17 protein-coding genes are annotated in these 26,025 nt (G+C 32.8%); 7 read left to right on the top strand and 10 right to left on the bottom strand.

The window, feature by feature from the left end:
- Nucleotides 1-245: 245 nt before the first annotated feature.
- The 4 genes from ACZIYX_RS10190 to ACZIYX_RS10175 are packed head-to-tail and all read right to left on the bottom strand — an operon-like array spanning nt 246 to nt 6,243.
- Nucleotides 246-1,598, bottom strand: coding sequence for a DUF3526 domain-containing protein (locus ACZIYX_RS10190; protein WP_462682126.1), 1,353 nt, complete (start codon nt 1,596-1,598; stop codon nt 246-248).
- Nucleotides 1,595-3,037 carry an ABC transporter permease gene (locus ACZIYX_RS10185; RefSeq protein ID WP_462682125.1) on the bottom strand — a complete coding sequence of 481 codons (1,443 nt, stop codon included), beginning with the start codon at nt 3,035-3,037 and terminating at the stop codon, nt 1,595-1,597. The genes ACZIYX_RS10190 and ACZIYX_RS10185 overlap by 4 nt, the downstream gene beginning before the upstream one ends.
- 18 nt (nt 3,038-3,055) lie before the next feature.
- Nucleotides 3,056-5,512, bottom strand: a complete 2,457-nt coding sequence (locus ACZIYX_RS10180; RefSeq protein ID WP_462682124.1) for a TonB-dependent siderophore receptor — start codon at nt 5,510-5,512, stop codon at nt 3,056-3,058.
- A 35-nt stretch (nt 5,513-5,547) separates the two neighbouring features.
- Nucleotides 5,548-6,243, bottom strand: coding sequence for an ABC transporter ATP-binding protein (locus ACZIYX_RS10175; RefSeq protein ID WP_462682123.1), 696 nt, complete (start codon nt 6,241-6,243; stop codon nt 5,548-5,550).
- Between the two features lie 1,281 nt (nt 6,244-7,524).
- Here ACZIYX_RS10175 and ACZIYX_RS10170 point away from each other — a divergent pair.
- Nucleotides 7,525-8,736, top strand: coding sequence for a bifunctional alpha/beta hydrolase/OsmC family protein (locus ACZIYX_RS10170; RefSeq protein WP_462682122.1), 1,212 nt, complete (start codon nt 7,525-7,527; stop codon nt 8,734-8,736).
- Nucleotides 8,737-8,908: 172 nt separating this feature from the next.
- Here ACZIYX_RS10170 and ACZIYX_RS10165 read toward each other — a convergent pair whose 3' ends face one another.
- Together ACZIYX_RS10165 and ACZIYX_RS10160 are read right to left on the bottom strand one after the other, a co-directional pair.
- Nucleotides 8,909-11,968: an InlB B-repeat-containing protein gene (locus ACZIYX_RS10165; RefSeq protein WP_462682121.1), complete on the bottom strand. Its 3,060-nt coding sequence runs from the start codon at nt 11,966-11,968 to the stop codon at nt 8,909-8,911.
- Nucleotides 11,969-12,683: 715 nt separating this feature from the next.
- Nucleotides 12,684-15,944: a M36 family metallopeptidase gene (locus tag ACZIYX_RS10160; RefSeq protein ID WP_462682120.1), complete on the bottom strand. Its 3,261-nt coding sequence runs from the start codon at nt 15,942-15,944 to the stop codon at nt 12,684-12,686.
- Between the two features lie 575 nt (nt 15,945-16,519).
- Between ACZIYX_RS10160 and ACZIYX_RS10155 the strand changes: the two genes are divergently transcribed.
- Nucleotides 16,520-17,119 (top strand): superoxide dismutase family protein, encoded by a 600-nt coding sequence (locus tag ACZIYX_RS10155; protein ID WP_462682119.1) that lies wholly within the window; start codon nt 16,520-16,522, stop codon nt 17,117-17,119.
- A gap of 183 nt (nt 17,120-17,302) precedes the next feature.
- Here ACZIYX_RS10155 and ACZIYX_RS10150 read toward each other — a convergent pair whose 3' ends face one another.
- The gene (locus ACZIYX_RS10150) at nt 17,303-17,911 is read right to left on the bottom strand and encodes an alpha-ketoglutarate-dependent dioxygenase AlkB family protein (protein ID WP_462682118.1); all 609 of its coding nucleotides are present in this window, start codon (nt 17,909-17,911) and stop codon (nt 17,303-17,305) included.
- Nucleotides 17,912-18,015: 104 nt separating this feature from the next.
- Entirely contained in the window at nt 18,016-18,138 is a 123-nt protein-coding gene (locus ACZIYX_RS10145) for a hypothetical protein (protein WP_462682117.1), read from the bottom strand.
- Nucleotides 18,139-18,559: 421 nt separating this feature from the next.
- Between ACZIYX_RS10145 and ACZIYX_RS10140 the strand changes: the two genes are divergently transcribed.
- On the top strand, nt 18,560-19,747 hold the full coding sequence (locus tag ACZIYX_RS10140) for an LETM1-related biofilm-associated protein (RefSeq protein ID WP_462682116.1): 1,188 nt from the start codon (nt 18,560-18,562) through the stop codon (nt 19,745-19,747).
- A gap of 9 nt (nt 19,748-19,756) precedes the next feature.
- Here the strand turns inward: ACZIYX_RS10140 and ACZIYX_RS10135 are convergent, their stop codons facing one another.
- Complete coding sequence (locus ACZIYX_RS10135; RefSeq protein ID WP_462682115.1) at nt 19,757-20,380, bottom strand: hypothetical protein; 624 nt, start codon at nt 20,378-20,380, stop codon at nt 19,757-19,759.
- Between the two features lie 4 nt (nt 20,381-20,384).
- On the bottom strand, nt 20,385-20,879 hold the full coding sequence (locus ACZIYX_RS10130) for an RNA polymerase sigma factor (protein WP_462682114.1): 495 nt from the start codon (nt 20,877-20,879) through the stop codon (nt 20,385-20,387).
- A gap of 144 nt (nt 20,880-21,023) precedes the next feature.
- Here ACZIYX_RS10130 and ACZIYX_RS10125 point away from each other — a divergent pair, with 144 nt between their 5' ends.
- From ACZIYX_RS10125 to ACZIYX_RS10110, 4 genes are all read left to right on the top strand, one after another.
- Nucleotides 21,024-22,319: an NAD(P)/FAD-dependent oxidoreductase gene (locus ACZIYX_RS10125; RefSeq protein ID WP_462682113.1), complete on the top strand. Its 1,296-nt coding sequence runs from the start codon at nt 21,024-21,026 to the stop codon at nt 22,317-22,319.
- 244 nt (nt 22,320-22,563) lie between these two features.
- The gene (locus tag ACZIYX_RS10120) at nt 22,564-24,717 is read left to right on the top strand and encodes a TonB-dependent receptor (RefSeq protein ID WP_462682112.1); all 2,154 of its coding nucleotides are present in this window, start codon (nt 22,564-22,566) and stop codon (nt 24,715-24,717) included.
- Nucleotides 24,718-24,746: 29 nt separating this feature from the next.
- Nucleotides 24,747-25,169: a DUF2141 domain-containing protein gene (locus ACZIYX_RS10115; RefSeq protein ID WP_462682111.1), complete on the top strand. Its 423-nt coding sequence runs from the start codon at nt 24,747-24,749 to the stop codon at nt 25,167-25,169.
- 201 nt (nt 25,170-25,370) lie between these two features.
- Nucleotides 25,371-25,994, top strand: a complete 624-nt coding sequence (locus tag ACZIYX_RS10110) for a tetratricopeptide repeat protein (RefSeq protein ID WP_462682110.1) — start codon at nt 25,371-25,373, stop codon at nt 25,992-25,994.
- Nucleotides 25,995-26,025 lie beyond the last annotated feature (31 nt).

Genomic DNA, 26,025 nt, shown 5'->3' with positions numbered 1-26,025 from the left:
TTTTAAATCAATAGTTTAAATTCTTAACTTAACGACATTGATAATCTGGGTTTAAAGATAAAAAGTTGAATTTACATAGGTTTAACCTCGTTTTTTTGATTGAAAAATAGATTCCAGTCCCGTTCTTCAACGGGATGACAAATTGCTGGAATGACAAAATCCTACAAAAAACAATCAAAAACCCTCTGCTTAACATACATTGATCTTAAATGTGTTTGCCCTGCTCTATAATATTACTCTAAGAGTTATACCAGCCTTTTGTTTTTATTAAAATTGAACCAACCAAGACCTCCAAAAAGGAATATAAATACCAAAAGAGGGAAATATAATCTTAAAGGATTAGAGTATCTTTTATCTGAAAATTTTTCTATTTGGATAGCTTTCCAGTTTTCGGATTCTACAGGTTCTGAATTAAATATTTTTGGATAAAAGTAAAGCCTGTTTTTTTCATGAAACTTATTTGTCGCTTCTAAAAAGTTAAGTTGGTTTGTTAAGCCTGATTTGGCTATTTCATTAAGCTGTATTTGCATATGCAGTGCAGGCACATACCTTGCAATATTGCTGCTAACGATAGTACGCTGTTCTAATTTTTGTTGCAGTTCTTTTGCATACCCAGCAGATTCATCATCCCCCATTTGTTGCATTGCATAATACCAAAGCCAATTAAAGCCCTCGTTATCCTTAGCAAAACTCTTAAATTGAGGATAATGTGCAAAGAATTTATCCATCGTAGCCTTTTTATCCATATCCCACTTTTCATGATATCCTTTTCGTTGTTTTAATGTCGTTTCTAAGGCTTCAGGAACAGGATATGTAGTAACCAAATAATTATTAACTGTAGCAGGCAAAATAATGATAAAAAAGATCCATATAGAAAACAAAATAACCGCATTAAAATTAGAATGTCTATGCAACGATGCAACCCAAAAACAGATCCCGAACCATACTAATATATACCCAACAGACATACCCAAAAATTCCCAAAAAGCAATATCCAAAGGAATACTTAAAATTAGTATTGCCATAAAAATCAGAAACAATAAAATCATTAAAACTGCCAAAAATCTAACCAAAAATAATCGAAGAATAATCCTGAATGGTGTTTTACTTTGTACAGATACAATACGCCAGGTTCCGGATTCTTTTTCTTCTGAAATTATATTGAAAGTAAACGCTATAATTATAAGTGGAAAAAGAAAAATTAATACAAAACTAAAATCCAGATTACCAAGTAATAAATTATACGGATTAGTAAGTTCTGTATCATACTTTTGCCCTTCCAGTCCTAAAATAGAAACACTTTTTATTGAAGCATTTACATCTCTTTGACCTATAGACAGGCCCGTGATTTCTGGAATTTCATTTACCAATGAAAATTTTAAATAATATAATAAAAGACCTATATCATCTTTATGAAACTCTACATTTTTGGCGATTTGCTCTTTTTGATATATATCGGTTTCTATTATGTTTTGCTTTTGTTTTTCTATAAACTGTTTTCCTATAAAAAGGCTGATAACACCAGCTAACAGAAGAAATAACAAACCTATTTTTACACTATTAGATCGTATAAAATTTTGAAATACTAAACGAATCATATTGCTTTAAGGGTTTTAGATAATTTAATAACAAGAAGGGTTAAAAGGCTAATCCAGAATAAAAAGGCAGCAAAAGAAATCCACTCATTTTTAAATACCAGCGAAATACTTGATGCTTTATATACAAACTCTTCAACCTCCCCCCAGTGTTTTTTGTCTAGGATATGTTTTTTATCTGAAGATCCTTTTGCTTCATTACTAATATATTTCATCTGTAATTCGTTCATTTCCTGAGCCAGATGATACCGATATTGTTCTGCTTGCTTTTGAAAATCTGTAAAAGAGGCAAAATCGGTGCTAGAAAGCGCCATAGATAGATTTTTTATAGCCATAAATGGATTTATAAAAGCCATTGCTTTAGAAAAACTATTCTGTTTTTCATAGATCGTTAATAGTTGGTTATAATGTTGGTTATAGATATTGGCACTTATTTTTTCACCTTCTCTCATTTGGTACCCCCCATAATTAAATGGTAACTGTTTTAGAGAATCTACTTTATATACTGCTAGTAAAGAATCTTTTAGTTTTTTATAATAAGGATCATTAGGATTATGACTATCCCCAAATTTTAAAACATCTTTTTGTATTGCAGATGTAAATTTAGCTTTGCTAGGGGTTTCATAAATACTAGATCCCAATGCTTGCGAAGCTCTTGGCAATACAATAGTAAAAAAAAGCCATACCCCTATTAAAGAGGTTAATGCTGTTTTTGAAGTTTTACTTACTGCCGAAATTAATACTGCAATCACACAAAATATCCCTAAGTAAATAAAGTAAAAAACAATAATTAATAGCAATCTAAAAATTTCATCTTTTGAAAAATCATTTTCCTGAAACCCTAGATAAAGAAAAATCATAGTAATAATAATCGGGATAAAAAGAGTCATTACTACAGCTATTATCCCTAAGCTTTTTCCTATGAGTAAAGATCTCCAGGTTAATCCCTGACTTAATAAAATTTTTATGGTACCATTTTGCCTTTCGGTTGCTATGGCTCCAAATCCAATAAAAAATATTAATAGAGGTAACAATACTTGTAAAATCATAGCAATACTAATTTCTCCAAAGCGTAGCATTCCTGTAGAAAAACCAGCTTCAGAAAAGTTTACTGTATTTTGTTTATGCGCCTCTAAAAAAATCATACTTCCAAAAAAACTCTCCATTCCAAAATCAAAAACGCTTAATGGTGCTTTGGGTCTAAAAGCAAAATGCCCATAATGTGCCATTCGATGTGGGTGTTTATCCGGATTACTTAACCAATCTTTTCTTGCTTCGGCTTGGTATTTTGCTCTTATTTCGTTTTGGGTTTTAAAATTAGACCAGCCTGAATATGCTGCATATACCAATAGTACCCCTATAAAAAGGGTTAATAGAAATACTGCCTTATTATTAAAAGCAGTTTTCCAAAACAATTTTGCTGTTAATATTTCGTAACTCATGTCTTGTTTTTTAATTATTTAAAACTTATAGCTTAATGTAAGGGTAGCATTTCTAGGTGCTCCCGGAAATAATCGCAAGTAGTTTTGTGCTCCCAGCCAATATGTAGTATTAAAGACATTACCTACATTTACTGCCATTTGCACTTTGCTTTTAACAGGGCTATAATATATCGCGGCATCAAAAACTGTAAATTCTGGTACTGTAAAAGAGCGATCATACCATGGTATTTTACTTCCTTGATATTGCACTCCAAAACCTACCCCTAAATCTCTTAGTATAGAGGTATTATTAAAGTTATACTGGGTCCAAAGATTAGCGCTATTTTTTGGCGTATTTTCCTTTCTGGCATCTTTTAAGTTTGGATCTGCATCTCTAACAATTCTGGCGTCAATATGACTGTACGAAGCATTTATTTGCCAGTTTGGTAATATGTGACCTGCTATATCCATTTCAAATCCTCTACTTCTGTCTGCTCCCCGTTGGATCAATAAATCTGGTTGCAAAGGATCGTTAGCACTCATTAAAATATTATTCTGGTTAATCTCGTACACAGCCATATTTAAAGTAATTTTTTTACTAAACAGATCTGCCTTTACTCCTATTTCTTTTAGATCAGAAACCAAGGGTCGAAACTGTGCCGCAGAATCATCTGCCCAAAAGAAACCACCGGTACTGGGCATTAATGTTACTGTATTGGACTGTGGTTGAAAACCTTCCAGATAAGTCCCATATACATTTATATTTTTGTTTATAGTATATGTTATTCCAATTCTTGGAATAAGCCTTTCGTTTTTAAAAGAAGCTTCGTTACTTGTTTCATGATTTGTAATATCTTCAAACCACTCGTTTCTTAAACTTAGTAATACCGAAAATCTTCGCCATTGTAGCTGTTCTTGTATATAAACAGCATGATTTATTGTTAAAGCAGAAGGTATATCTATTCGAGAGTTAAAATTATAATTCTGAATATTGGAAATAGTATAATTAGGGTTTGCTAAATTAAAATGATCAACATTTGGCTTAGGTAATACTCTATCTCCAACAGTAATCGTTTGATAATTCTCTGCATTTTCTAACACAAATGCATTTGTTATACTACCATCCTTTAATAAAAACCCTCTTGCAGAGTTTTGAGCACCTCCTTTAAGTTTTTTCCAATAATGAAGATCATATCCTGCTAAGAGCTTATGATTTATTTTTCCTGTCTTAAAATCAAAATTGAAATAACTGTTCAGGTTGTCTATATTCCAATATTGTTTTCGTTGTACAAACCTCATTGCTGCCATATCGGTAACAGGGGTATTCTCTATATCTACAGCAAATCTATTAATAGTTCTGTGCTCTTGTAAATCTTCGTTCCAGCTTTGTTTCATATAAGCTGTATTAAAAGTAATGTTAGAACTAAACTTATGAGAAATATTACCCATAACAATTAGCTCTTTTGATTTAAAAAAATCATCAAGCGCTCCCAAGTTTAAGCTGGTAGGTGTGCTATTTAAATTGGTTTGCCCTGCAACAGCTCCAAAAATAGGTTGTCCACGATCTAAATTACCGTTTGTATTATTAAAAATCAATTCTGCATTGATCGCCGTTTTATCATTCGGGATATAACTAAATGACGGGGAGATCAATATAGATTTATTACCTATCAAATCTCTATAAGAACGTGCTTCCTGATAAGCTCCGTTTAATCTGTATAATATAGTTTTTGATTCGTTTAAAGGACCTGTAAAATCCAGACTGCCTCTCATAGTACTAAAACTGCCCACACTTAAACTTACCTCTTTTTTATCTACTGCCAATGGTTTTTTAGTAACCATATTTATACTTCCTCCCGGATCTACACTAGCAAAAGTAGAGCTTGCTGGTCCTTTTAGAACCTCTACCCGTTCGATGTTAGTAGTAAGTGGTTGTAAAAAATAGTACTGCCTTGTACGCATTCCGTTAATAATTTGGCCTTCTTCGTTTTGGCTTATCCCTCTGATGTTATATTGATTATAAAAACTAGAAGGTGTTACCCCGCTTACCAATTTTACAGCATCTGCTAATTGAATTGCCTGTCTGTCTGTAATTAGTTCTTTTGTAACTGTACTAATAGCCTGAGGTAAATCTTTATTTTTAATAGCCATTTTGGTGGCCGAAAATGAATAATCACTATTGTAATCATTGGCGGCTCTACCTACTATCTCTACTGTTTGTAGTGCGGATACTTCTGGTATTAGAGATATGTTAAGAAAGTAATTATTAGTTTTTATCTGGTAGCTCTCATATCCTATAAAAGAAACTGAAATAGTTCCTGCACCTTCTAAAGAAAAATTACCCGATGCATCTGTAATTGCGCCTTTTTGGGTATTTAAAAGCTCTATAGAAGCTCCCGAAATTGGTTTTCCGGTATAAGCGTCAGTGACTTTTCCTGTAATAGTTTGTGCTTGTATATAGCTGGTAAATAATAAAAATATTAAAAAACGTGTCATTTTTGATTGTTTGGATTAAGAAAATGTTTATAGTTTTATACTGTTTGTAAGTACAGTTGTTCTAATTCGTTAGCAGAAATATCTTTAGCTTCCATAACCGAAACCAAATTTCCTTCTTTCATAATACCTATGCGATGTGCTACTTCTTTAGCTCTAAAAATGTCATGAGTTGCCATTAATATTGCTGTACCATTTTGGGATAATTCACGTAATACATCTGAAAATTCATTAGACGCTTTTGGATCCAACCCAGAAGTAGGTTCATCCAACAATAAAACTTTAGCGTTTTTGGCTATTGCAATGGCAATACCAACTTTTTGCCTCATACCTTTAGAGTATCCTTGAAGACGCTGATTATGGGCTATATCTTGCAATCCTGCTTTACTTAAAAATTCGCTTAATTGTTCTTTATTATATTTAAATCCTGCCAATGAAGAAAAAAACTTTATGTTTTCAATTCCTGTAAGATTTGGATAGAGCATTACTGTTTCAGGAATATAGGCTATATACTTCTTAGTTTCTGAAGCATTTTCTGTTACCGAAATACCGTTTATACTAACAGAACCACTAGTAGGTTCTACAAAACCAAGAAATAAATTGATAGTTGTAGTTTTTCCTGCTCCATTTTGTCCCAATAAGGCAAATATTTCACCTTCATTTATCGTTAAATTAAGTTGATCGAGAGCTGTATGTTCTCCGTACTTTTTTGTGAGATTTTGTGCTTTTAACATGGTTTACGTATTATTGAAGTTTTTAATTATGTATTTTTTGAGTTTTTACAATCAATTTTTTCGTAAGCAAAACAGGATGTTTTATAAAACAGAAGAAAACGGAGGTTACTTTAAGATATCTTAAAGCGTTATTAAAATCTTATAAAACTTTTATGAGGGTTTATGATTCTTGGTTTATATTATAAACGTTACCATCATAATAGCCATCAAAAAAACCTATAAACCATAGTTAAATGATAGAAAAGGATCAAAAAAAATTATTAGATAGAGTCCTTTTTAATAACGACCTCAGAGCTTTATTGGAGAGGTGATATATAAAAACTGTATTTCAATAAAGACTTAGCAGGGCTATCCAAATTAGACTTTTGATTGAAAATTTTACTTGTATTCGATAGCCCTACAGAGGGTATCGAAATACTATTTTGCATATAAAATCAATCAGACTAACGTAATTTTTCTTCTATCGAGTTTCTGGCTATAAGTAAAGTCATCCAAGCTTTTTTATCTTTTAAAATCTTAAAAAATAAAAAAGTGTCTTACCTACATAAAAGATAGCCGAAGTGTTTTTAACTTAGTTTTAAAAGGCAGGAATACGACTTACTAAAACCATATTTATAGGTTAGTCTATTACTAACCATAAATACAACTTGTATGATATTCAAAAACAGCTATCTTTTTATAAAACTGGCGGTGGTTTGTTATGAGAGTAGTCTGAATAAAGTATTTTTTGATAGGGGGCAACATAAGATATAAAATCATTCTTTGCTGTAAAATATACAGGTGCTTCTAAAGAATAATTAAATGGTAGTGTATTTACATCTAAAGGTGTGCCCTTGTTAGTATTACTAACTACTATACAATATTCGCAATGATGTGAATCCTTATCCGAAAAAAGATGAGAAATCGAATGAAAGTTTATAACCCTTAACAAAAGAAAACTTGTCAGGAAAAAGAGTGAGATAGTATATTTAAAATCTTTCTTCAACATATAAACTTAGCTGCAGTGAAATAAATTCACAAAAAAAATCAAAGATCAATATTACAAATACATAATTGAATACATTACTTTTTAAGACCTTATTAACATGACTTTAAAAAATAAAACCATTTAACAGATTACTAATTATATAGGATCTTTGGCTCAAATGTATCAAAAAAAACATTTTTAGGAAAGATCTGTTTTTACAGTAAAATCAATTATCCTTTTTACATACATACTTTTTTCATCTTTAAAAGCAAGTTCTTTTCGTACAAACCGACTCTTAAAATAAAACTTTTATCATGAGCCTATCCAAAGTCACTTTTACCAACAACGAAGGACAAACATTATCTGGTCGTTTAGAGCTTCCTGCAGATCAGCATCCTCATAATTTTGCCTTGTTTGCACATTGCTTTACCTGCAATAAAAATCTGGGAGCTATACGAAATATAAGTAAAGGACTTACTTCTCAAGGTTTTGGAGTACTTCGGTTTGACTTTACTGGTTTGGGAGAAAGTGAAGGAGATTTTGAGGACACTAATTTTTCTGGCAATGTAGAGGACCTTATAGCCGCCGCAGATTTTTTGACCCAAAAATATAAAGCCCCTTCTTTGCTTATCGGTCACTCCCTTGGTGGAGCAGCATCTATTTTTGCTGCAGCAAAAATTAGTTCTATAAAAGCAGTCGCAACAATTGGCGCCCCATCTAATCCAAAACATGTAGCACATCTGTTAAAAAGTGGAATAGAAGAAATTAAAACCACTGGAAAAGCAATCATTAATTTAAGTGGAAGAGACTTTACTATTAAGAAACAATTTCTGGAAGATCTGGAAACCAAATCATTACCAGACGTAGCTAAAAGCCTGAATAAAGCACTTTTGGTAATGCACTCACCACAGGACACTACGGTAAGTATAAAAAATGCAGAAGAGATCTATCAGGCTGCTAAGCACCCTAAAAGCTTTATTACTTTGGATGATGCAGATCATTTATTAATGAAAAAAGAAGACTCTGTATATGTTGGTAATGTAATTGCGGGATGGTCCTCCCGATATGTAAATATTCCTGAAGAACCAAGACTAAGAAGTCAACACAATGTGGTTGCCAGTTTAGGAAATGATGAAGGCTTTACTACGCAAATGAAAGTTGGTAATCATTATTTAGTTGCAGACGAGCCAGAAAGTGTGGGCGGTAAAGATTTTGGGCCATCCCCTTATGAGTTTGTTTCTGCCGGATTATCTGCGTGTACTGCTATGACTATAAAAATGTATGTTGCCAGAAAAGGATGGGATTTACAAAACGTAGAAGTACATACCAGTTATAGTAAATCTCATATTACAGATTGTGAAAACTGTGAAGATCCAACCGCCAGAATAGATACTTTTGAAAGAGAAATAAAGCTTGAAGGAAATCTGGATGAAAAACAAATTACCCGAATTTTGCAGATTGCAGACAAATGCCCTGTGCATAAAACTTTGCATAGCAAAACGCAAATAATTACTACTTTGTTGTAAGTATAATATAGTGTTATACCATTTTAACTTTGAAATAGTATTATTTACAATTTGGATTTATCATAATAAATCGCCCTTTTTATTTTTTATGTATGTAATAAAACCGCTAATTCTGAATAGAATTAGCGGTTTTTGCAATAATAGGATTATAAAAAAATCTTAACCTATAATACTATTGTTTTATTAACCTCTGTGTTTTTATCACTTTACCATCCGGATCATTTATAGATAATAAATATATACCAGCGCCTATACTTTGAGGTTGTATGGTAATCATTTCGTTTTTAGATACCGGCAAAACAGTTTCTTTATGTACTACTTTACCATCTAAACTATAGATGGTAAGTGTGTAGCTATTAATTTTTGATAAAGATGCAGATATGTTAATATCTCTTGTAAATGGATTAGGGTGAATTTTAAAAGAATCTTTTTCATTTACACTTATGATTGCCTTAAGAGCTGCAGGAGTGTACTCTATAATCAATTTGGCAGCTTTGCTTGCTCCTCCTTCATAAGAATCTGCTACTCTTTTTGCCGATGTACTGGTTAAACTATTACCAGTTCCTCTAATAATAAAACTTAAGTTATTACCAGATGTCCAATCGTTTTTATTTACTAAACTCTGTATCATTGCTTTAAGATCCGGAGAACGTTGTGCATTACCACTTTGATTACCAGACCAAGATGAAGGATTCCATGCTACTTTATTAGAAAATACTACTCTTCCTGAAACATTATTTGAAGAAGAAAACTCTGGAGAATTACCGCTATTATGCAATGCTATTTCTAAGGATGCCGCGGCACTGTTACTCTCATCTGCTGTAAATTGAAGATGCGCTTTGGTTATAGTAGCATTTTTTGGTATTGCTATGGATCTAAAACGTAAACCAATAGTTTGATACCCGTTACTACCGTCATAAACAAATTCTAAATCACTACTATTTGTATAAAGACTGCCATTTTCTCTTTCTTCTACATCATCGTTTCCTGTAGATATAGCTACCTCTATAGTTTGTGGCTCCCCTCCTGTAGTGTTTTCACTAAAAGTAGCCGTAACGCTCTTATTGGCATTCATAACCACAACACCGGGATTTGTACTCCCTGCAATAGCTCCGCTCCATCCATCAAATTTCCATCCGGATGCAGGAGTTGCGGTTACCGTAGCTGAGTTTCCATCTGTGTAGGTTCCTCCTCCGTTTACCGTACCTTGTCCTATCGTATTTGTAGTTAAGGTATAAGTGGTAGAGGAAGTATTACTTAAATAATTGGCATATACTGAATATTTATAATTGGTTTGAGAACCACTACCATAACTTGATGGCATATTATTGCCGCTTGCAGACCAACTAGATCCTGTGGCTTCATATCGTCCCGGGCTTCCGGCAACATAGGCAATACCAGGGTTAGCAGAAAATATCCATGCTAACCATATTGTATCTCCATTATTAACATTTACAGGGTTTTGTAATAAAATGGTTTGCCATCCTCGTGCAGACTGCACTGCGGTTATTGCAGTTTGCCCTAATCTGTTACCCGGTGCTCCATTATTATCTGCATATACCCCTAATTGCATATCTCCTGTACCTCCTTCTGTATGAACAGAAATACTTTGTAATATTCCGTTTTCGCTCATTGTGTATGGCATTGCTCTACGAGTAGCATGCGTAGCATTGCTGGTTCCTACAGAAGTAATACCTATTGTGGATAATGTGGTAGAACCATCTAACGTTGTCACACTTTCTGTAGCACTAAATCCGGAAGTATTTCCTGCTGCATCTTTTGCTTTTATTTTAAAAGAATAGGTGGTGTTTGATGATAGTCCGCTAGCAGTATATCCTGTAGATGTTGTAGTAGAAACCAAAGTATTATTTTGATATACATCATATCCTGAAACTGCTACATTATCAGTAGAGGCATTCCAGCTTAAAGAAACCGAATTAGATGTTATGCCAGATGATGTAAGATTTGTTGGAACGGTTGGTGCTTCGTTATCTGCTATATTAGTATTGTTTATAGTAACTACACTACCATTTGAAGGGTTCCAAATATCTAGGTTAGAAGGTATTTGAAAAACATTAGTATTAGAAACCTCTCCTACTTGTGATGCATTATCTACTTTAATGGTTCTTGCTTCAATTTTATTTTCGTCTACAAAAATCCATTTAAACTGATTAAACATTGCAGAGTTACGAGTCCATGTTTTATCATCATTATTAGATCGTAACGGGGCTCCCCAGCAACCTTCTCCTGCGTATACTGTGCCATTTTGATCATCTCTAATAAATCCTTCATCATTTCCTGAACCTGTAGTCGGTCGAACAGGCCAGGTAGTTTTTACGGTGTGTGCATCACACTCTATTACCAATTTTACTCCTTTATCATAAAAAAGTTGTGCCCAGTTACTATACTGGTTATTCCCTTCACTTTTTGAAGCAACATGGGGCCTCATAGGCTTATGATACTGTGCCATTTTCCAGATAACACTATTCTGATTTGCATTCAAATCATTTTGTAACCATGTTGTTTGCGTACCAGAAATAGACATTTCGGTGTTAAGAGTATATGTCCTTACCAAATTATTACCAAAAGTTATTGCATAATATACATTGGATGAAGGAACATCAAAAAGGTTATAAATACTATTATTGCTACCTTCATGGTTACCTCTGGTGGCAACTATAGGAAACATTCTGTTATCTCCTGCAATTGTTAATTGCCAGTCATTAAACCAGTCTATCCATTCTCCATTACTGTCTCCATTTGTCATATCACCCCCAAACAAAACAGCATGAGGTTTAAGTTTTGCCACCAAACGGTTTGCGTTTTGTCGTGGAGTACGATTATTACGAGAATCTCCTCCTGCAATGAAGGATAATCGACTATTATCTGCCGGAGCAGTTTTAAACCAAAAACGCTGACTAGTACCCTGGCTATCATTAATTACAAAATAGTAAGCCGTATTAGGTGTTAATCCTGTAAGCCGGGCAAAATTATTGTTCATCCCTTTGTAAGAAACTATTCTGTCCGGAGCTTTAGAACTTGGATAATTACTGTAATTAGTTCCAAAATCGGTAGTCCCATAATGAACAACAGGGTTAGTCCCCGAGGTTTGATCCCAACCTATTACAATAGTAGTAGAAGGATTATCCCGTAATGTAAGCCTGTACTTATCATTTGACGAGTAGGAGTTGATTGCTAATAAAGATATTAGCAACAAGAAAAAGTTTTTCATGCTGTGTGAATTTAAGCGGTTAATGTTTATATTAAGTTTAATCAATTGTATACGATGTCTTTGCAGGTTATAACAGCTAACTTATGCTTTGTCAAATACCTTTAATTTGCAGATTCAAAATTTTGATATATATAATAATCCTCTGCCTTGTATTTTGTAAAGTTAATTTGCCTATCATAATTAATTTTGTGCAAAAAGAATCTTAACCCAGAATTAAACTTCATAACTGCTTATTTAAAAAAAAATAACTTTTAAAACAAACTCAGGTAACGTTACCAAATACCTTCTAACCCAATTAATATTAGGATGTTCCATAAAAACCGTCAATCAGATAATTTTTCCTATTAACAATGAAGAAAATTATATCAAGGATAATTTTTTTGTACTGAAATATTGGTTTTTGGCACAAAATTCTTAACATAATTTCACTCAATCTGACTCATTTCTGATTAATCGAACTAAGGTTTCTATTATAATAGGACGTAAAAAATAAGGTCTCCCCCCAGTTCTTATAAAAAGAGGCTGTCTAAAAAGTAATTTTTGATAAAATTAAGCTGAATTATTTGTAGTATTTTCTAAAAAAAACTTTATTTCTTTCAGTAAAACCTTCTTTTAGAGTCGGTTTTTTGAAGTATTCATAATAAAAAAAGAGGGTGTCTGACTTTTTAGACACCCTCTTCTAGCTTTAACAATAAATTATTTACAAATAAATCAACTATTCAATAATAAAGCGCTTTGTTGTTTCTCCTTCAGAGTTTATGATTCTAAGCAGGTACATTCCTGATTCCAATCCATCTACATTAACAAAACCATTAGATTTAAGCTCTTTTGAACGGATAACTACTTGTCCCAAAATATTAATAACCGACACTGAAGTATTGGATAATTTTTTACCCGAAACAGATACTTGAAGTAAGTTTCCTTTTTTCAATGGGTTTGGTGTGATTTGTATGTTGGATAGAACTCCTTCATCTTCATCCCCAAAAGTAGGTGTAACACTACCAAATCCGGCAGCTAATTCTGGTGCTAACGCTCCTCCACAAGATCCTTCATAAATCTTCACGTTAGAGAATACAGAATTGTTTCCGCTACCAGTATCATTATCGTTAATAAATACTAAACGATCCATACTACCTGTATAGAAGTTACCTACAGGAATAACATATTTTTTAGTTCCGCTAGCATAATCATCATAATTGGTTACCCCATAATTTTGAGTTCCATGAACTTTAAAGTATTGAGTAGAGGTTAGTGTGTTATCATTTTCAAAACCTACTCCATGGATTTCACCTTCAGAAGTACTACTAAAATCAAACTCTATTACTGTATTTGATGTTACGGTATAATTAAGGCTAATATATTTCCATGTATTATTTTGTAAAGATAATGCTGCTCCTGCACTTTGGATTGTGAAATCCCCTGCAGAATCCTGATTAGAGAAGGCTGTGATTGTATAATCATTAAAATTTAAAGCATCACATCCTGTAGGAGGATTTGTTGTTCCGTTTTGGATACCAACTGCATCAATAGCAATATCACTTTGCCAACCACTAGTACCACTACCTGTTACTGCATTAAATCGTAATTGTACACTGGTTTTTCCTGCATAAGCTGACAGGTCTATATTTGCTGTATTCCATCCTGTACCCTGAGCACCAGTTTTATTAAATACACTAGTCCATGTACCTGTATTATCCATTCTTGCTTCTACGGTTAAAGAGTTTATCGCACTACCAACCATGTGATATTGGAATGTAAGAGTTGGTGATGTTAAACTACCAAAGTTTAAACAAGGTGAATTTAAGATCGCTCGTTTGTTAGGAAATGCCGTTCCTGAAGCTTCTACATAAAGATAAAAAGTGCCATCTGCTGCGCTGCCAGGTCCTGTTCCTGAAGAGGGAGTAGTTCCTGAGTTTCTGGTCCAGTCTAAGTCATCTCCCGAGGTTGCTTGTTTCCAAAGACCTAAATCAGCTTCAAAGCTTTCTGCATAAGGGTATGAATTTACATCTCCTGTACAGTTGCCTGTTCCTGGTCCCGGATCTGTATCACATGGGTTAACAAAAGATACTGTTTGGTCATTTTTACCATTGCTACCTCCGTCATTATTTTCAACAGCATCTTTTCCTACACCTCTGGCTGCAAATGCTTTCCATATCAAACACTTATATTTTTCGTTGTACAAATCTTTATCTGCTTGCAAAATCCCATCTCTGCCAGATACAAATCCCGGGTTATTTGCAGTATTTTTTAATCCTTCAATAACTAATGCCATTGCAATATTATTACCTCCTTTACCATTATAAAAATCTGCATCAAAACCTTCCTGATCTATTAATGCCCATGTCATATCCCACAAAATTGTTGCAAAAACATATCCTACTCCATGCGGAACTGATATGTTACTGTTTTCGATAGTTGCATAATCTGAATTATTAATAGATCTGTTGGTTGAATATCTTGTTGGTCTGATCCCATTTCCTGAGGTTGGCTGCCCTAATGCATACGTACCAACACCTCTTCCATCGGTTCCTGCATCTCCCGCTTTCATTGTTAGAATTAATCCAAAAAAGTCGGACCAACCTTCACCCATCTGCTCAGATCCACCTAACACATTTGTACTTGGTCCCCCTACTAATCTTGTAGAAATGCCATGTCCATATTCGTGTGCTATAATACCATTATCAAAATCTCCATCTCTTTTAGGGTTTGTCTTATCCCAAAGAAACATTTGCATTCTAGGGTTACTACCATCTGGAGGGGTCGCAAAGTTAGCGTTGTTAATACAATTTGTTCTGGGATCATTACAGGTTACACTACCATCTTGTGCATCTGCATTCACAGAGTCACTTCCTGCTCCTCCTTTACCATAATTATTTTCTTGAAAATTACCACTAGCTTCATTAAAACCATATTGATAAAAAACATCGTGTATAATATTATTCCAATAAAACAAATTCGTTATGGCTGCATCCCGATATGTACTAGGGTCTTGACTAAGATTAAGTGGAAAATTAAAATCCAGACCAGATCCTCCATTGGGGGAAGTTCCTGTTCCGTTATTTCCATTTATATCATCTTGCGCCCAAACATTATTACCTCTGGTATTGGTGTGCTCTGCTCCTGCGCTTCCATTAGTATCGTGCCATCCATAGGGAGAAGCATTTGTATTAGCAGGATTTGTTACTACAGAGCGGTTACCATGTACCGGGCTTTCTACCGGCATTGCAAGTACATTATAAGAATCTGGTGCTAAAGTTGTTGTAGCTGCATCTGTTAACGACTCTTTAGGCCCAAAAAGAACAGATTCATGACTATGAGAATCTTCATGAGATTCAAACGTACACTTAACTACCCAATTGTTTTCATGAATAATCTTGCCTGTAGAAGCATCTACATAACTATCCCACCAATTGTGTCCATTTTTTTCGTATAAACTTACATTCCAACAAAGTACTAATTGGTCGTTATGTAATTTGTATACTTTTCTAACATTAATTGGTTCATTATCTCCTGTTATACCAGAATCCAAAAATTGTGAAACTTCACTTCCTTTGGATTTACTAACGGTTTTAGATAATCTCTGTGCAGAAGGCAGGTTATGCGCTCTGATTACTGCGTTTATAGCAGAAACTTCTGTAGAAGAAGACTTAGCAGTAGTCACTTTAGATTTGATCTCTTTTATAAACTGATCAATTTCATAAGTGATTTTTCCGTTGTTAACCGTTAATTTATAGGATCCATCTACAATAGGGATTCCATTATACAATTGATTAATGTATACGTGTTTAATTCCTTGTTTTAAAGAAGGAACTTCGTCTGTTATCCTCCATTCTGAAAAATCATTAATAGAATTTTTAGAGGCATTACTTTTAACAATATCGTTAAAATGATTTCGAACCAGTGCGTCTGAGTTCTGTGCAACAATTGTTTGTCCTATTAGAAATAATAGAATGACAAACGAGTAGACTTTTTTCATATAATAAGTTTTGAGTTTGTGAACCCTAAAATTAACAAAAAGCAAAGTATGCATAACAGAAATCCCTATAATCAAAACATATCTCAATAAATTAACATTTGTAAAGAAAAAACACTAATCAATATTTACCACGCTTATTTTTGACACAATATATTTTGCTTAGCTATTATCTATACTGATATTATAAATATCAAAACCTTATTTATAAAATACTGCCCAACAAACATCTTGAACATAAATACCTTTTGTGTTTTACGGTAAAAACATCAATATTTTTAGTATATTTTTGCAACTAACGTTAGTTATCTTCAAAAAAAGCGCAATTATGATTAACAATATCCATAAAACAATAAACAAAAAAATCCTATAATCCAGATTAGTATTCTTCTACATAACACTGTTTTGAATAAATCAAAAAATGAGGCTTTTACTTTTAAATATAATTTCATAAAATCTCAAAAAAGTATCAATAAAAAACCAGTTTAACACCTTTGCAGGATTTCTTGTTCAAATTCTTTGTCATAAACTAAAACTACATTATATTACGTTGACAAACGATATACAAATCATAAACTATGAAAACGTTAAATTTGGTAGTTCTTTCTTTTTTATCTATAGCTGTATTTGGTTGCAAAGGAGAAAAAAAAGAAACCACAAATCAGGAAAATAATTCAGAAAATGTAGAACATAAATCTACAATCAAAAACAAAGAAGAGCAAGACACAAAAACATTAGAATTTACTCTGGAACCGAAAAGTGACAGTCAGGTTTCTGGAAAAGTTATATTTATAGAGTCTGAAGGGATGGTTAATATGGTAGCAGAGTTAACCGGATTAAGTGAAGGAGAGCATGCTATTCATATTCATGAAAAGGCAGATTGTACTTCTGCCGATGGAAAATCTACCGGAGGACATTGGAACCCTACTATGGAACCTCATGGCAAATGGGGTGCAAAAGAAGGGTATCACAAAGGTGATATAGGTAATTTTAAAGCAGATGCCAACGGTAACGGAGGCATTACTTTTGCTACTAATGAGTGGTGTATTGGTTGTGATGATGATAAAAAGAATATTCTGGGAAAAGCTATTATTGTACATCAGGGTATTGATGACTTTACCTCTCAACCATCCGGGGATGCAGGTAGCAGGGTAAGTTGTGGTGGTATCATACAATAATATATTTATTACCAATAAGCAGGTGACTATATTATAATATATCTATCCATCTGAGTTTGTCGAGCATAAATTTCATAACCATTGGCTGAAAACTTCGACAAACTCAGGTTTACAATTTATAAGTTCTTTTTACTTTTTATCAATTACTTATAGTAATAGATTTCATTGACTACTCCGGCATATCTAGTTAATGATAGTCCTAAAGGTTAAATTTATTCTGGGGCTTTTTATTTTTTTTGTGGGTGGCAATCTATGCAACCAATTAGTTTGTGTTTCTCCTTTCATAACTAACAAGCTTCCATTTTCTAAAATTAGAGACACATTTTGCTTAGTTTTTTTATGTTTAAAAGCAAATTTTCGTTCTGCTCCAAAACTTAAAGACCCAATTGCCCCATTTTTTTTAAGATCCTTTTCTGCATCACTATGCCATGCCATCCCCTCACTGCCATCGTGATACAAATTAAGCAAACAAGAGTTAAAAGTTTCGCTCGTCTTTTTTTCAATGATTTTCTTTAATTGCAGTAGCTCTGTGGTCCATGGCAACGCATATTTTGTAGTATTTGAATACGTATATCCAAACTGTTTTTCACCATACCAAGCTACTTTACGCTTAGTTACTATATGTTTTCCAAAAATTATTGCCTCATCATTTCTCCATTCTATACTTTTTAACAGATAATCATAATAATTATTTGCCTGCTGCAATGTCATTAATTTACCATAATAGTTTACTTCGCCATCTTTAGGTAATAAGTTTTGTTTATAATCTATGGTCTGATTAAATAAGTCCATTTTTCCTGTCTTGATATTTTTTATGCATACAATGCCCGCAAGGTCATATCCATTATTTATTGCTTCTTCTTATTCTGAAGATAAAAATACGCGATTTTTTCAATTCATTCTTTTACCTGATTTACACAATAGGATTCCGTAAATTTTCGATTTCCTCCTAAACAAATTTCTTTATGTCTTATTTTTCTTCTTAAATCAGCATTTCCTATTTCTATATGTTTTATCATTTTTTAACTATTAGCTTCATTAAAAATTACTTCTGGAACATATCTTTTACCACTTTACCCCCTATGTTTTGTTATTGTCCTACAAAACCTTTTTACAGATTCAAAGTTAAAATGGTATAACTACGGGGTTGGCTTGCTTTTTTATTGTATTTTTTATACTACAAAACTGGTTTTATTATTTTTTTACTGAAACCCATTTCTTGCTTTTCTTTAATAAACAACAAACCACCCATTATTTTGAAAATCAACTAATAAAAGTATCATTTTGCAGATACTCAAAATTAAAAATTATAATCATGACAGTGATTAAAAAATTATTTTATACCAGCTATTTAAGTTCTGGATAAGGGATATATTTTAATAACTTTCTGAAATAGAATTTTAGCAAAATAAAATTAACTTTGCACCAAACCTTAACCAAATGAACCCTTCAACTTCTGGTTGGATAGAAAAATTTTTACGGGAACTGGACAACACCCCACAAATGACTAAATGGTCGTTGGATGAGTTGTATCTAAACCTAAGAAAGGTTGGTTTTATTTATGGTACTTCTATAGATACTATAATAGATAAAAACTCAGACATAATCTACTCTGAAGAAGAAAAAACCAAGATCAACTTATTTGCGGCATTAGTTGTGACCTATTATGATACCATAGAAAATGTCAATCAAAAAGATTGCCTTGAAGCAATGTTTCAGTTTTATAGTTTTTTGGATACTAAAAAATCTTTTTTTTCTTTTGGCAACGTTCTTTCTACTCAAATAAATGAAAAATTAGAAAAAATAATACATACCCGAATACAAACCAATGAAACTATTTTAAAGAAAAATTTTAGCCATTTATTGACCAATGCATTGCTTTTTATTGATGTATTAGCTTTTGAGTATTTTTTGGTGCACGATAAAAACCCATTTGATTATGCTGCAAACCTTGAAGAAACTTTAATTAACACTGTGTTTCTTGCATTAAATTCTAAAAAAAAGAAAGACAAATATGACCAACTTTTAGTCAAATTGTTTTCTTCGTCTGTTCGATATACCAGTATTTCTAACGAAGAAGAAGCTAGTTTTGATTATATAGAATTAGATGTTTATACCGATGAGATTGAGAAAAAATATATTCTGGATCTTACCAGTCTGGCTGTTTGGAACGATAAAGAATTAGATAAAGGCGAACAAAGTTTTATGTCTGCCTTGGGAGCAGAACTACAATTATCTAACGAAATAGTTAAAGAATCTATTGGTCTGGTACAAAAATTTATTGATAATCATAAAGAGGATATCTCTTTTTTCAATTATTCAAACCCTGCATTACATTTTTATCAGCAAACCTCCAGAACAGTTAGCTTTTTGGTTTTAAGAAACAAAAAACGTTTAATCAAAGAAATATCCGAAAGCAAAGATTTAATGATTTTGTTAGGGCAATCTACAATGCGGGATTTATCTACAGAAGAAAAACAACAAGTAAAAAAACAATTATTGGATATTTGTAAAACTATTCCCTCTCTGGCTATATTTATTCTTCCTGGCGGAAGTATTTTGTTGCCTTTATTAGTTAAGTTTATCCCGCAATTGCTGCCTTCTGCATTTAATGAAAATAAGGAGTGATTTTCCTCCCTATATTTCCAGTTTTTCGAGTTCTTTATAATTCTTTTTAAGTCTACGGGTCAAGATACCATATATAAGTCTGTAAAATAGTGCTATGACTCCTGCAAAAACAGCGATCAAAATTAATGTCCCAACCAAAACCAACCAAATTGGGGGTTGATTTTCTACTGGTTGATTTTTAAATTCTTCTGTAAAAAACAGGATATAGCCCATAGTTGCAATCATTGCTATAGCAAAAAAGCTAATGTTTACCCATATATATTGTTTTACTGTTCTTCTGGTTTTTATAATATTTTCCATCAAAATTTTGGCGGAATCTGTTGCTTCAATTTTTTTGTAATTAAAATAAAACCGGGTAATAAAATATATCAAGATACTATAAGAAACAGCAGATGCAATCAAGGAAAATGTATTCATACCCGGTTGCTCAACTGTTGTATACATCCCATTTAACCTAAATACAACATCTAAGGATGCCCACAATAGAAATTCGATAATACTAATGATAAAAATCCATCGTACAATCGATGATGATTTTTTTAATATCATCGAATAAATTTCTTTGTAGGATAATTTAGGAAAACCACCTTCTTGCTTCTTCCAGTCTTTTTTTAATAACTCTAATTCATCCATATAGTTACGGATTTAATATTTTTTGCAATTTTGTTTTTACTCTATTCATTTTTACCCGGGCATTTACTTCGCTAATCCCCATGGTATCTGCTATTTCTTTATAAGATTTATCTTCCAGATATAAAAAAACCAGAGCTTTTTCTATATCATTAAGTTGTTTTACGGCAGCATACATTAATTTTAACTGTTGTTCTACCTCTTCATCATATTCTTCTGCTTTCAGCCTAAAATTCATTGTATCCAGATCAGCGGTCTTAATGCTTCTTTTAGATCTTCTGTACAAAGTAATTGCTGTATTTAACGCAACTCTGTACATCCATGTACTAAATTTTGCATCTCCCCTAAACTTAGGATACGCTTTCCAGAGTTGTATAGTAATTTCCTGAAACAAATCATTATGCGATTCCTGATCATTGGTATATATCCTACATACCTTATGCACAATATTCTGATTCTGCTCAAGATTGGTTACAAAACTATGTTCTAATTCTTTATTCACTTTGGTCTGTTACATCTTATATGTAGCTAAGAAAACATTTATGTTACAAAAAAATAAAAAGTATCTTAATTTTAATAGATAAAACCTACTATTATTAGGGTTTATAATCTTATCACTTTATCTTTGTAACACAATCAATACAATATGAATATCCCTTCTACTAATTTACCCAGATTAGTTATTATTGGCGGTGGTTTTGCAGGAGTTGCACTTGCCAGAAAAATGGTTAAAGAAAATGTACAACTAGTGTTATTAGACAGGCAAAACTATCATACATTTCAACCTTTGCTTTATCAGGTATCCACCTCCTCATTAGAGCCGGATTCTATCGCTTACCCACTTCGGAAAATTATAAAAAGAGGCAAAAACGCTTTTTTTAGAATGGCAGAAGTCGCATCTGTAGATCCTAAAATGCAAACTATACAAACCAACATAGGAAATATACCTTATGATTACCTTGTTATTGCTACAGGAGCTAAGACTAATTTTTTCGGGAATACAAAGATAGAGAACAATGCTATGCGAATGAAAAACCTGCCACAGGCTTTAAATTTACGCAGTTTGATGTTAGAAAATCTGGAACAAGCAGTAATTACTACAGATCCGGAAAAAAGAAAAGAGCTATTGCGTTTTGTACTTGCAGGTGCCGGTCCTACCGGAGTTGAATTAGCCGGAGGTATTGCTGAGTTAAAACTAAATGTATTACCCAAGGATTACCCCGATATGGATTTTGATGCTATGGAGATTCATTTAATTGAAGGTTCTTCTCGCGTTTTGCCTCCTATGAGTGAATTTGCGTCCAAAAAAGCTGCTACATTCTTAAAAAAATTAGGAGTACATATACATACAAATACGCAAGTAACTAATTATGAAAACAATCTGGTAAGTACCAATACCGATTTATCTCTTAAAACTGCCACTTTTATTTGGTCTGCAGGAGTTACAGGTGCACCTGTATCTGGTATAAATGCAGAGTCCTTAATCCCAAGAGCTAATCGATATAAAGTAAATGAGTATAACCAAATCGAAGGATATAGTAACATTTTTGCTATTGGAGACATTTCGGTTATGGAAACGGCTAAATATCCTAAAGGACATCCTATGGTAGCACAACCTGCTATACAACAAGGATCTCATTTAGCCAAAAACTTAAAATATCTTTTAAAAGGTAAAACCATGACTCCTTTTCAATATTTTGATAAAGGCTCTATGGCTACCATTGGTCGTAATAAAGCTGTAGTGGATATAGGTAAATTTCAATTTGGAGGATTCTTTGCCTGGTTTATCTGGATGTTTATTCACTTATGGTTTTTGGTAGGGTTCAGAAATAGATTTGTTACTTTTTTTAACTGGTCCTATAACTATATAAATTATGACAAAGCTGCCCGTTTGATTGTAAGGCCTTTCAAAAATAAAGAGGATACGGTAGAACGAGTGTAAAACTAATCGAATCCTTTACATTCAAGCTTGAGTAAAAAATACTCAAGCTTGAATATTTTTAATACAACACTTCTATTTACCTCTCTGTACTTGTACATTTTTATTCATACCTGTTATTACTCCTATTTACAGTAAAAGGTATTCACTTTTCAATCTATCTTCGTTTTTCTACAGTTCGGTAAGATTCAATTCTATTTCTTGTGTATATACCAGACTTTTGACCTGTCAACAAAAAAATACACACATGAAACTATTACTATCTCTTATTTCATTATTATTATTTTACACTTCGAATGCGCAAACCACGATCTCCGGAACAGTAACAGATCCTTCGGGAACGGCAATACAAGGAGCTAATGTTTATTTAGATGGCACATACGATGGCGGATCTACGAATGATACTGGTAATTTTTCTTTTACCACTACCGAAAAAGGAGAGCAAACACTACTAATTTCTTTTTTATCCTTTGAAACCTTTTCTCTATATGCTAATGTTTTAGAGATGAAAGATCTAAAAATCAGATTAAAAGAAGATGTAAATTCATTAGATAGTGTAATATTAAATGCAGGAACATTTTCTGCCGGGGATAACAGTAAAGCATCTGTGCTTACGCCCATGGATATAGTTACCACCGCAGGTGCAGCTGGCGATTTTATAGGAGCATTACAAACCTTGCCAGGAACCTCTAATGTATCTGAAGATGGCAGACTTTTTGTTCGTGGAGGAGACGCTAAAGAAACCAATATATATATAGACGGACTTCGTGTTTTTCAACCATTTAACCCCACTACAAATAATATTCCTACCAGAGGGCGATTTTCTTCTTTTCTGTTTAATGGTACTAATTTCTCTACGGGAGGCTATTCTGCAGAATTTGGAGATGCTTTATCCAGTGTTTTATTACTAAATACTATAGATGAACCCGATCAGGAAAAAACAGAATTTCAGTTTATAAATGTAGGATTAGGAGCAGGAAATACACAAAAATGGAATAAAAACTCTGTAAGTATTAATGCTTTTTATTTAAACCTGAAACCATATCAGGAAATTATATCCCAACGTGTAGACTGGATAAAGCCTTATGAATCTTTATCTGGTGAAACGGTATATCGACATGCTTTTAACAAAGGACTTTTAAAAATTTATGGCGGATTAAGCTATAGTAATTTTGATCTTATACAAGAAGATATTAATACTACCAATGGAATTAACTTTGCTCTTAAAAACCGAAATACCTACATCAATACCTCTTATAGTGGAGATTTAGGTACCGATTGGAAAATTAGCACAGGAGCAAGCTTTGCAAATGATCAAAATGACATTAAGATCGATAACACTATTGTGGATAATGAAGACAATAGTTTTCACTTTAAAGTAAAACTTAGAAAAAGGTTTAGCAATCGGTTCAAACTAAATTTTGGAGCAGAACAGTTTATAAGTTCATTCTCTGAAAAAGCTACAGCTACCGATTTTGGATCTTTTAGATCTGCTTTTAACAACAACAGTACTGCTGCCTTTACCGAAGGAAACATATTTTTCAGTAAAAAGCTAGCCATGCAAATAGGAGTTAGAGGAGTACATAATACTTTATTAGATATTACCAAAATTTCTCCCAGAGCATCTTTAGCATACAAAACCTCTTCTAAATCACAAGTATCCTTAGCGTATGGTGATTTTTATCAAACAGCACAACAAGAAATATTAAAATATACTGCAGATTTAGAACCCGAAAAATCATCACACTATATATTTAATTATCTATACCAAAACAACAATAGAACTTTTAGAGCAGAAGGATATTATAAAACGTATGATGCCCTGATTAAATACAACACCAATACTCCAGAGTTTAATAGTATATATACCAATAACGGAAGTGGTTATGCCACTGGTGTCGATGTTTTTTGGAGAGATAATAAATCTATCAAAAATTTAGAATACTGGTTAAGTTATTCTTATCTCGATACCAAACGAGATTATAAAAATTACCCAACCAAAGCAACACCAAATTTTGCAGCAAAGCATAATATATCTTTAGTTACCAAATACTGGATCGAGGATTGGAAATCTTTACTAAGTACTACCTATAATTTTGCCTCTGGCAGACCATACAACAACCCAAATCAATCTACTTTTCAAGATAGTAAAACCAAAACTTTTAACTCTGTAGATTTAAGTTGGGCATATTTAATTAGTCAACAAAAAATATTGTATGTATCTGTATCTAATGTTTTAGGATTTGATAATGTATTTAATTATCAATATGCAAACACTCCCAATGCAAACGGAAACTTTTCCAGACGAACCATACGCCCAAATGCAGATCGATTTTTTATCGTCGGTTTTTTCTGGACTATAAGTGATAACAAAACCGATAATCAATTAGATAATTTATAAAATTTACTTAAACTATAATCCATACTATTATGAAAACTTTAAAATTTATCCTCCTCCTATTACTCCTGTTATGTGCAAAAACAATTATTGCTCAAGAACCAGAACATTCTCTAACCGTTACTATCTCTAATATAGAATCCAACGAAGGAACAATACAAGTAGGTTTGTATAACAGTAAAAGCAGTTTTTTAAGCACTCCATATATGTCTACCGGCACACAAGCCAAAACAGGAAGTGTTCAAGTTGTTTTTAAAAATGTTCCAAAAGGTGTATATGCTATTTCATTATATCATGACAAAGATGATAATAAGGAGCTTAACACTTTTTTCAAGATACCTACAGAGCCTTACGGGGTAAGCAATAATGCTAAAGGTAAGTTTGGCCCACCAAATTGGGAAGAAGCTAAGTTCTCTATTTTGGATAAGGACACCACACAATCCATCCAATTATAAGTCTATTTACATTTCATCCATTAAAAAATACACTTTGGTCATAATTTTTTTAAAAAGATCTTCATCCTAATGATCTTTACATTAATAAAATCAATAACCTCGAAGTAAGCCCAAGAGGTATGCTTCAAAAAAAATCTTTTGTTTTCGAGGTAAACCTCGGAGAATTAAACTCCACAATGTGGATTAAAAAATTACACCATTATGAAAACAATTTTAGTATTACTCACTTTTTTTACCTTAACTACCATTAATGCGCAATCTTCCTACGAAAAAGGTATGAATAAAGCTTTTGAACTTTGGAAAAACAACACTCCGGATGAAGCTATTAATATGTTTGAACGTATTGCCAAAGCAGAAAAAGAAAACTGGCTGCCATATTATTATGCTGCCCAAATACACATTACTTCAACTTTTGGGAGTAAAGATGCCGAAGCTATAGAATCCAGACTAAAAAAAGCGCAAGAATATCTAAACGAATCTAAAACTATTGCTAGAGAAAATGCCGAAATATATATTATGGAAGCTCTTTTAAACACCGCATACGTAGCCTATAACCCTTCGGTATATGGCATGACGCATTCTGCCAAAGTAGAACAACTATATCAAAAAGCAAAAGCATTAGAACCAGAAAACCCAAGAGCTGTATTATACCATGCCGAATGGAAAATGGGAAGTGCTAAATTTTTTGGAAGTGATCCAAAAGCCTTTTGTCCTGAGATAGAAAAAGCTATATTGTATTTTGAAAACGAATCACAGGATATTCCATTTTACCCAAAATGGGGTAAAGATCAGGTAAAACGTGTTCAGGAAAACTGTAAAGGATAATTTTACTATTCTAAATCAGTTTTTGATTAAA

The sequence above is a fragment of the Aquimarina sp. genome (assembly GCF_977115655.1).
This window is presented reverse-complemented; position numbering and strand designations above follow the sequence as displayed.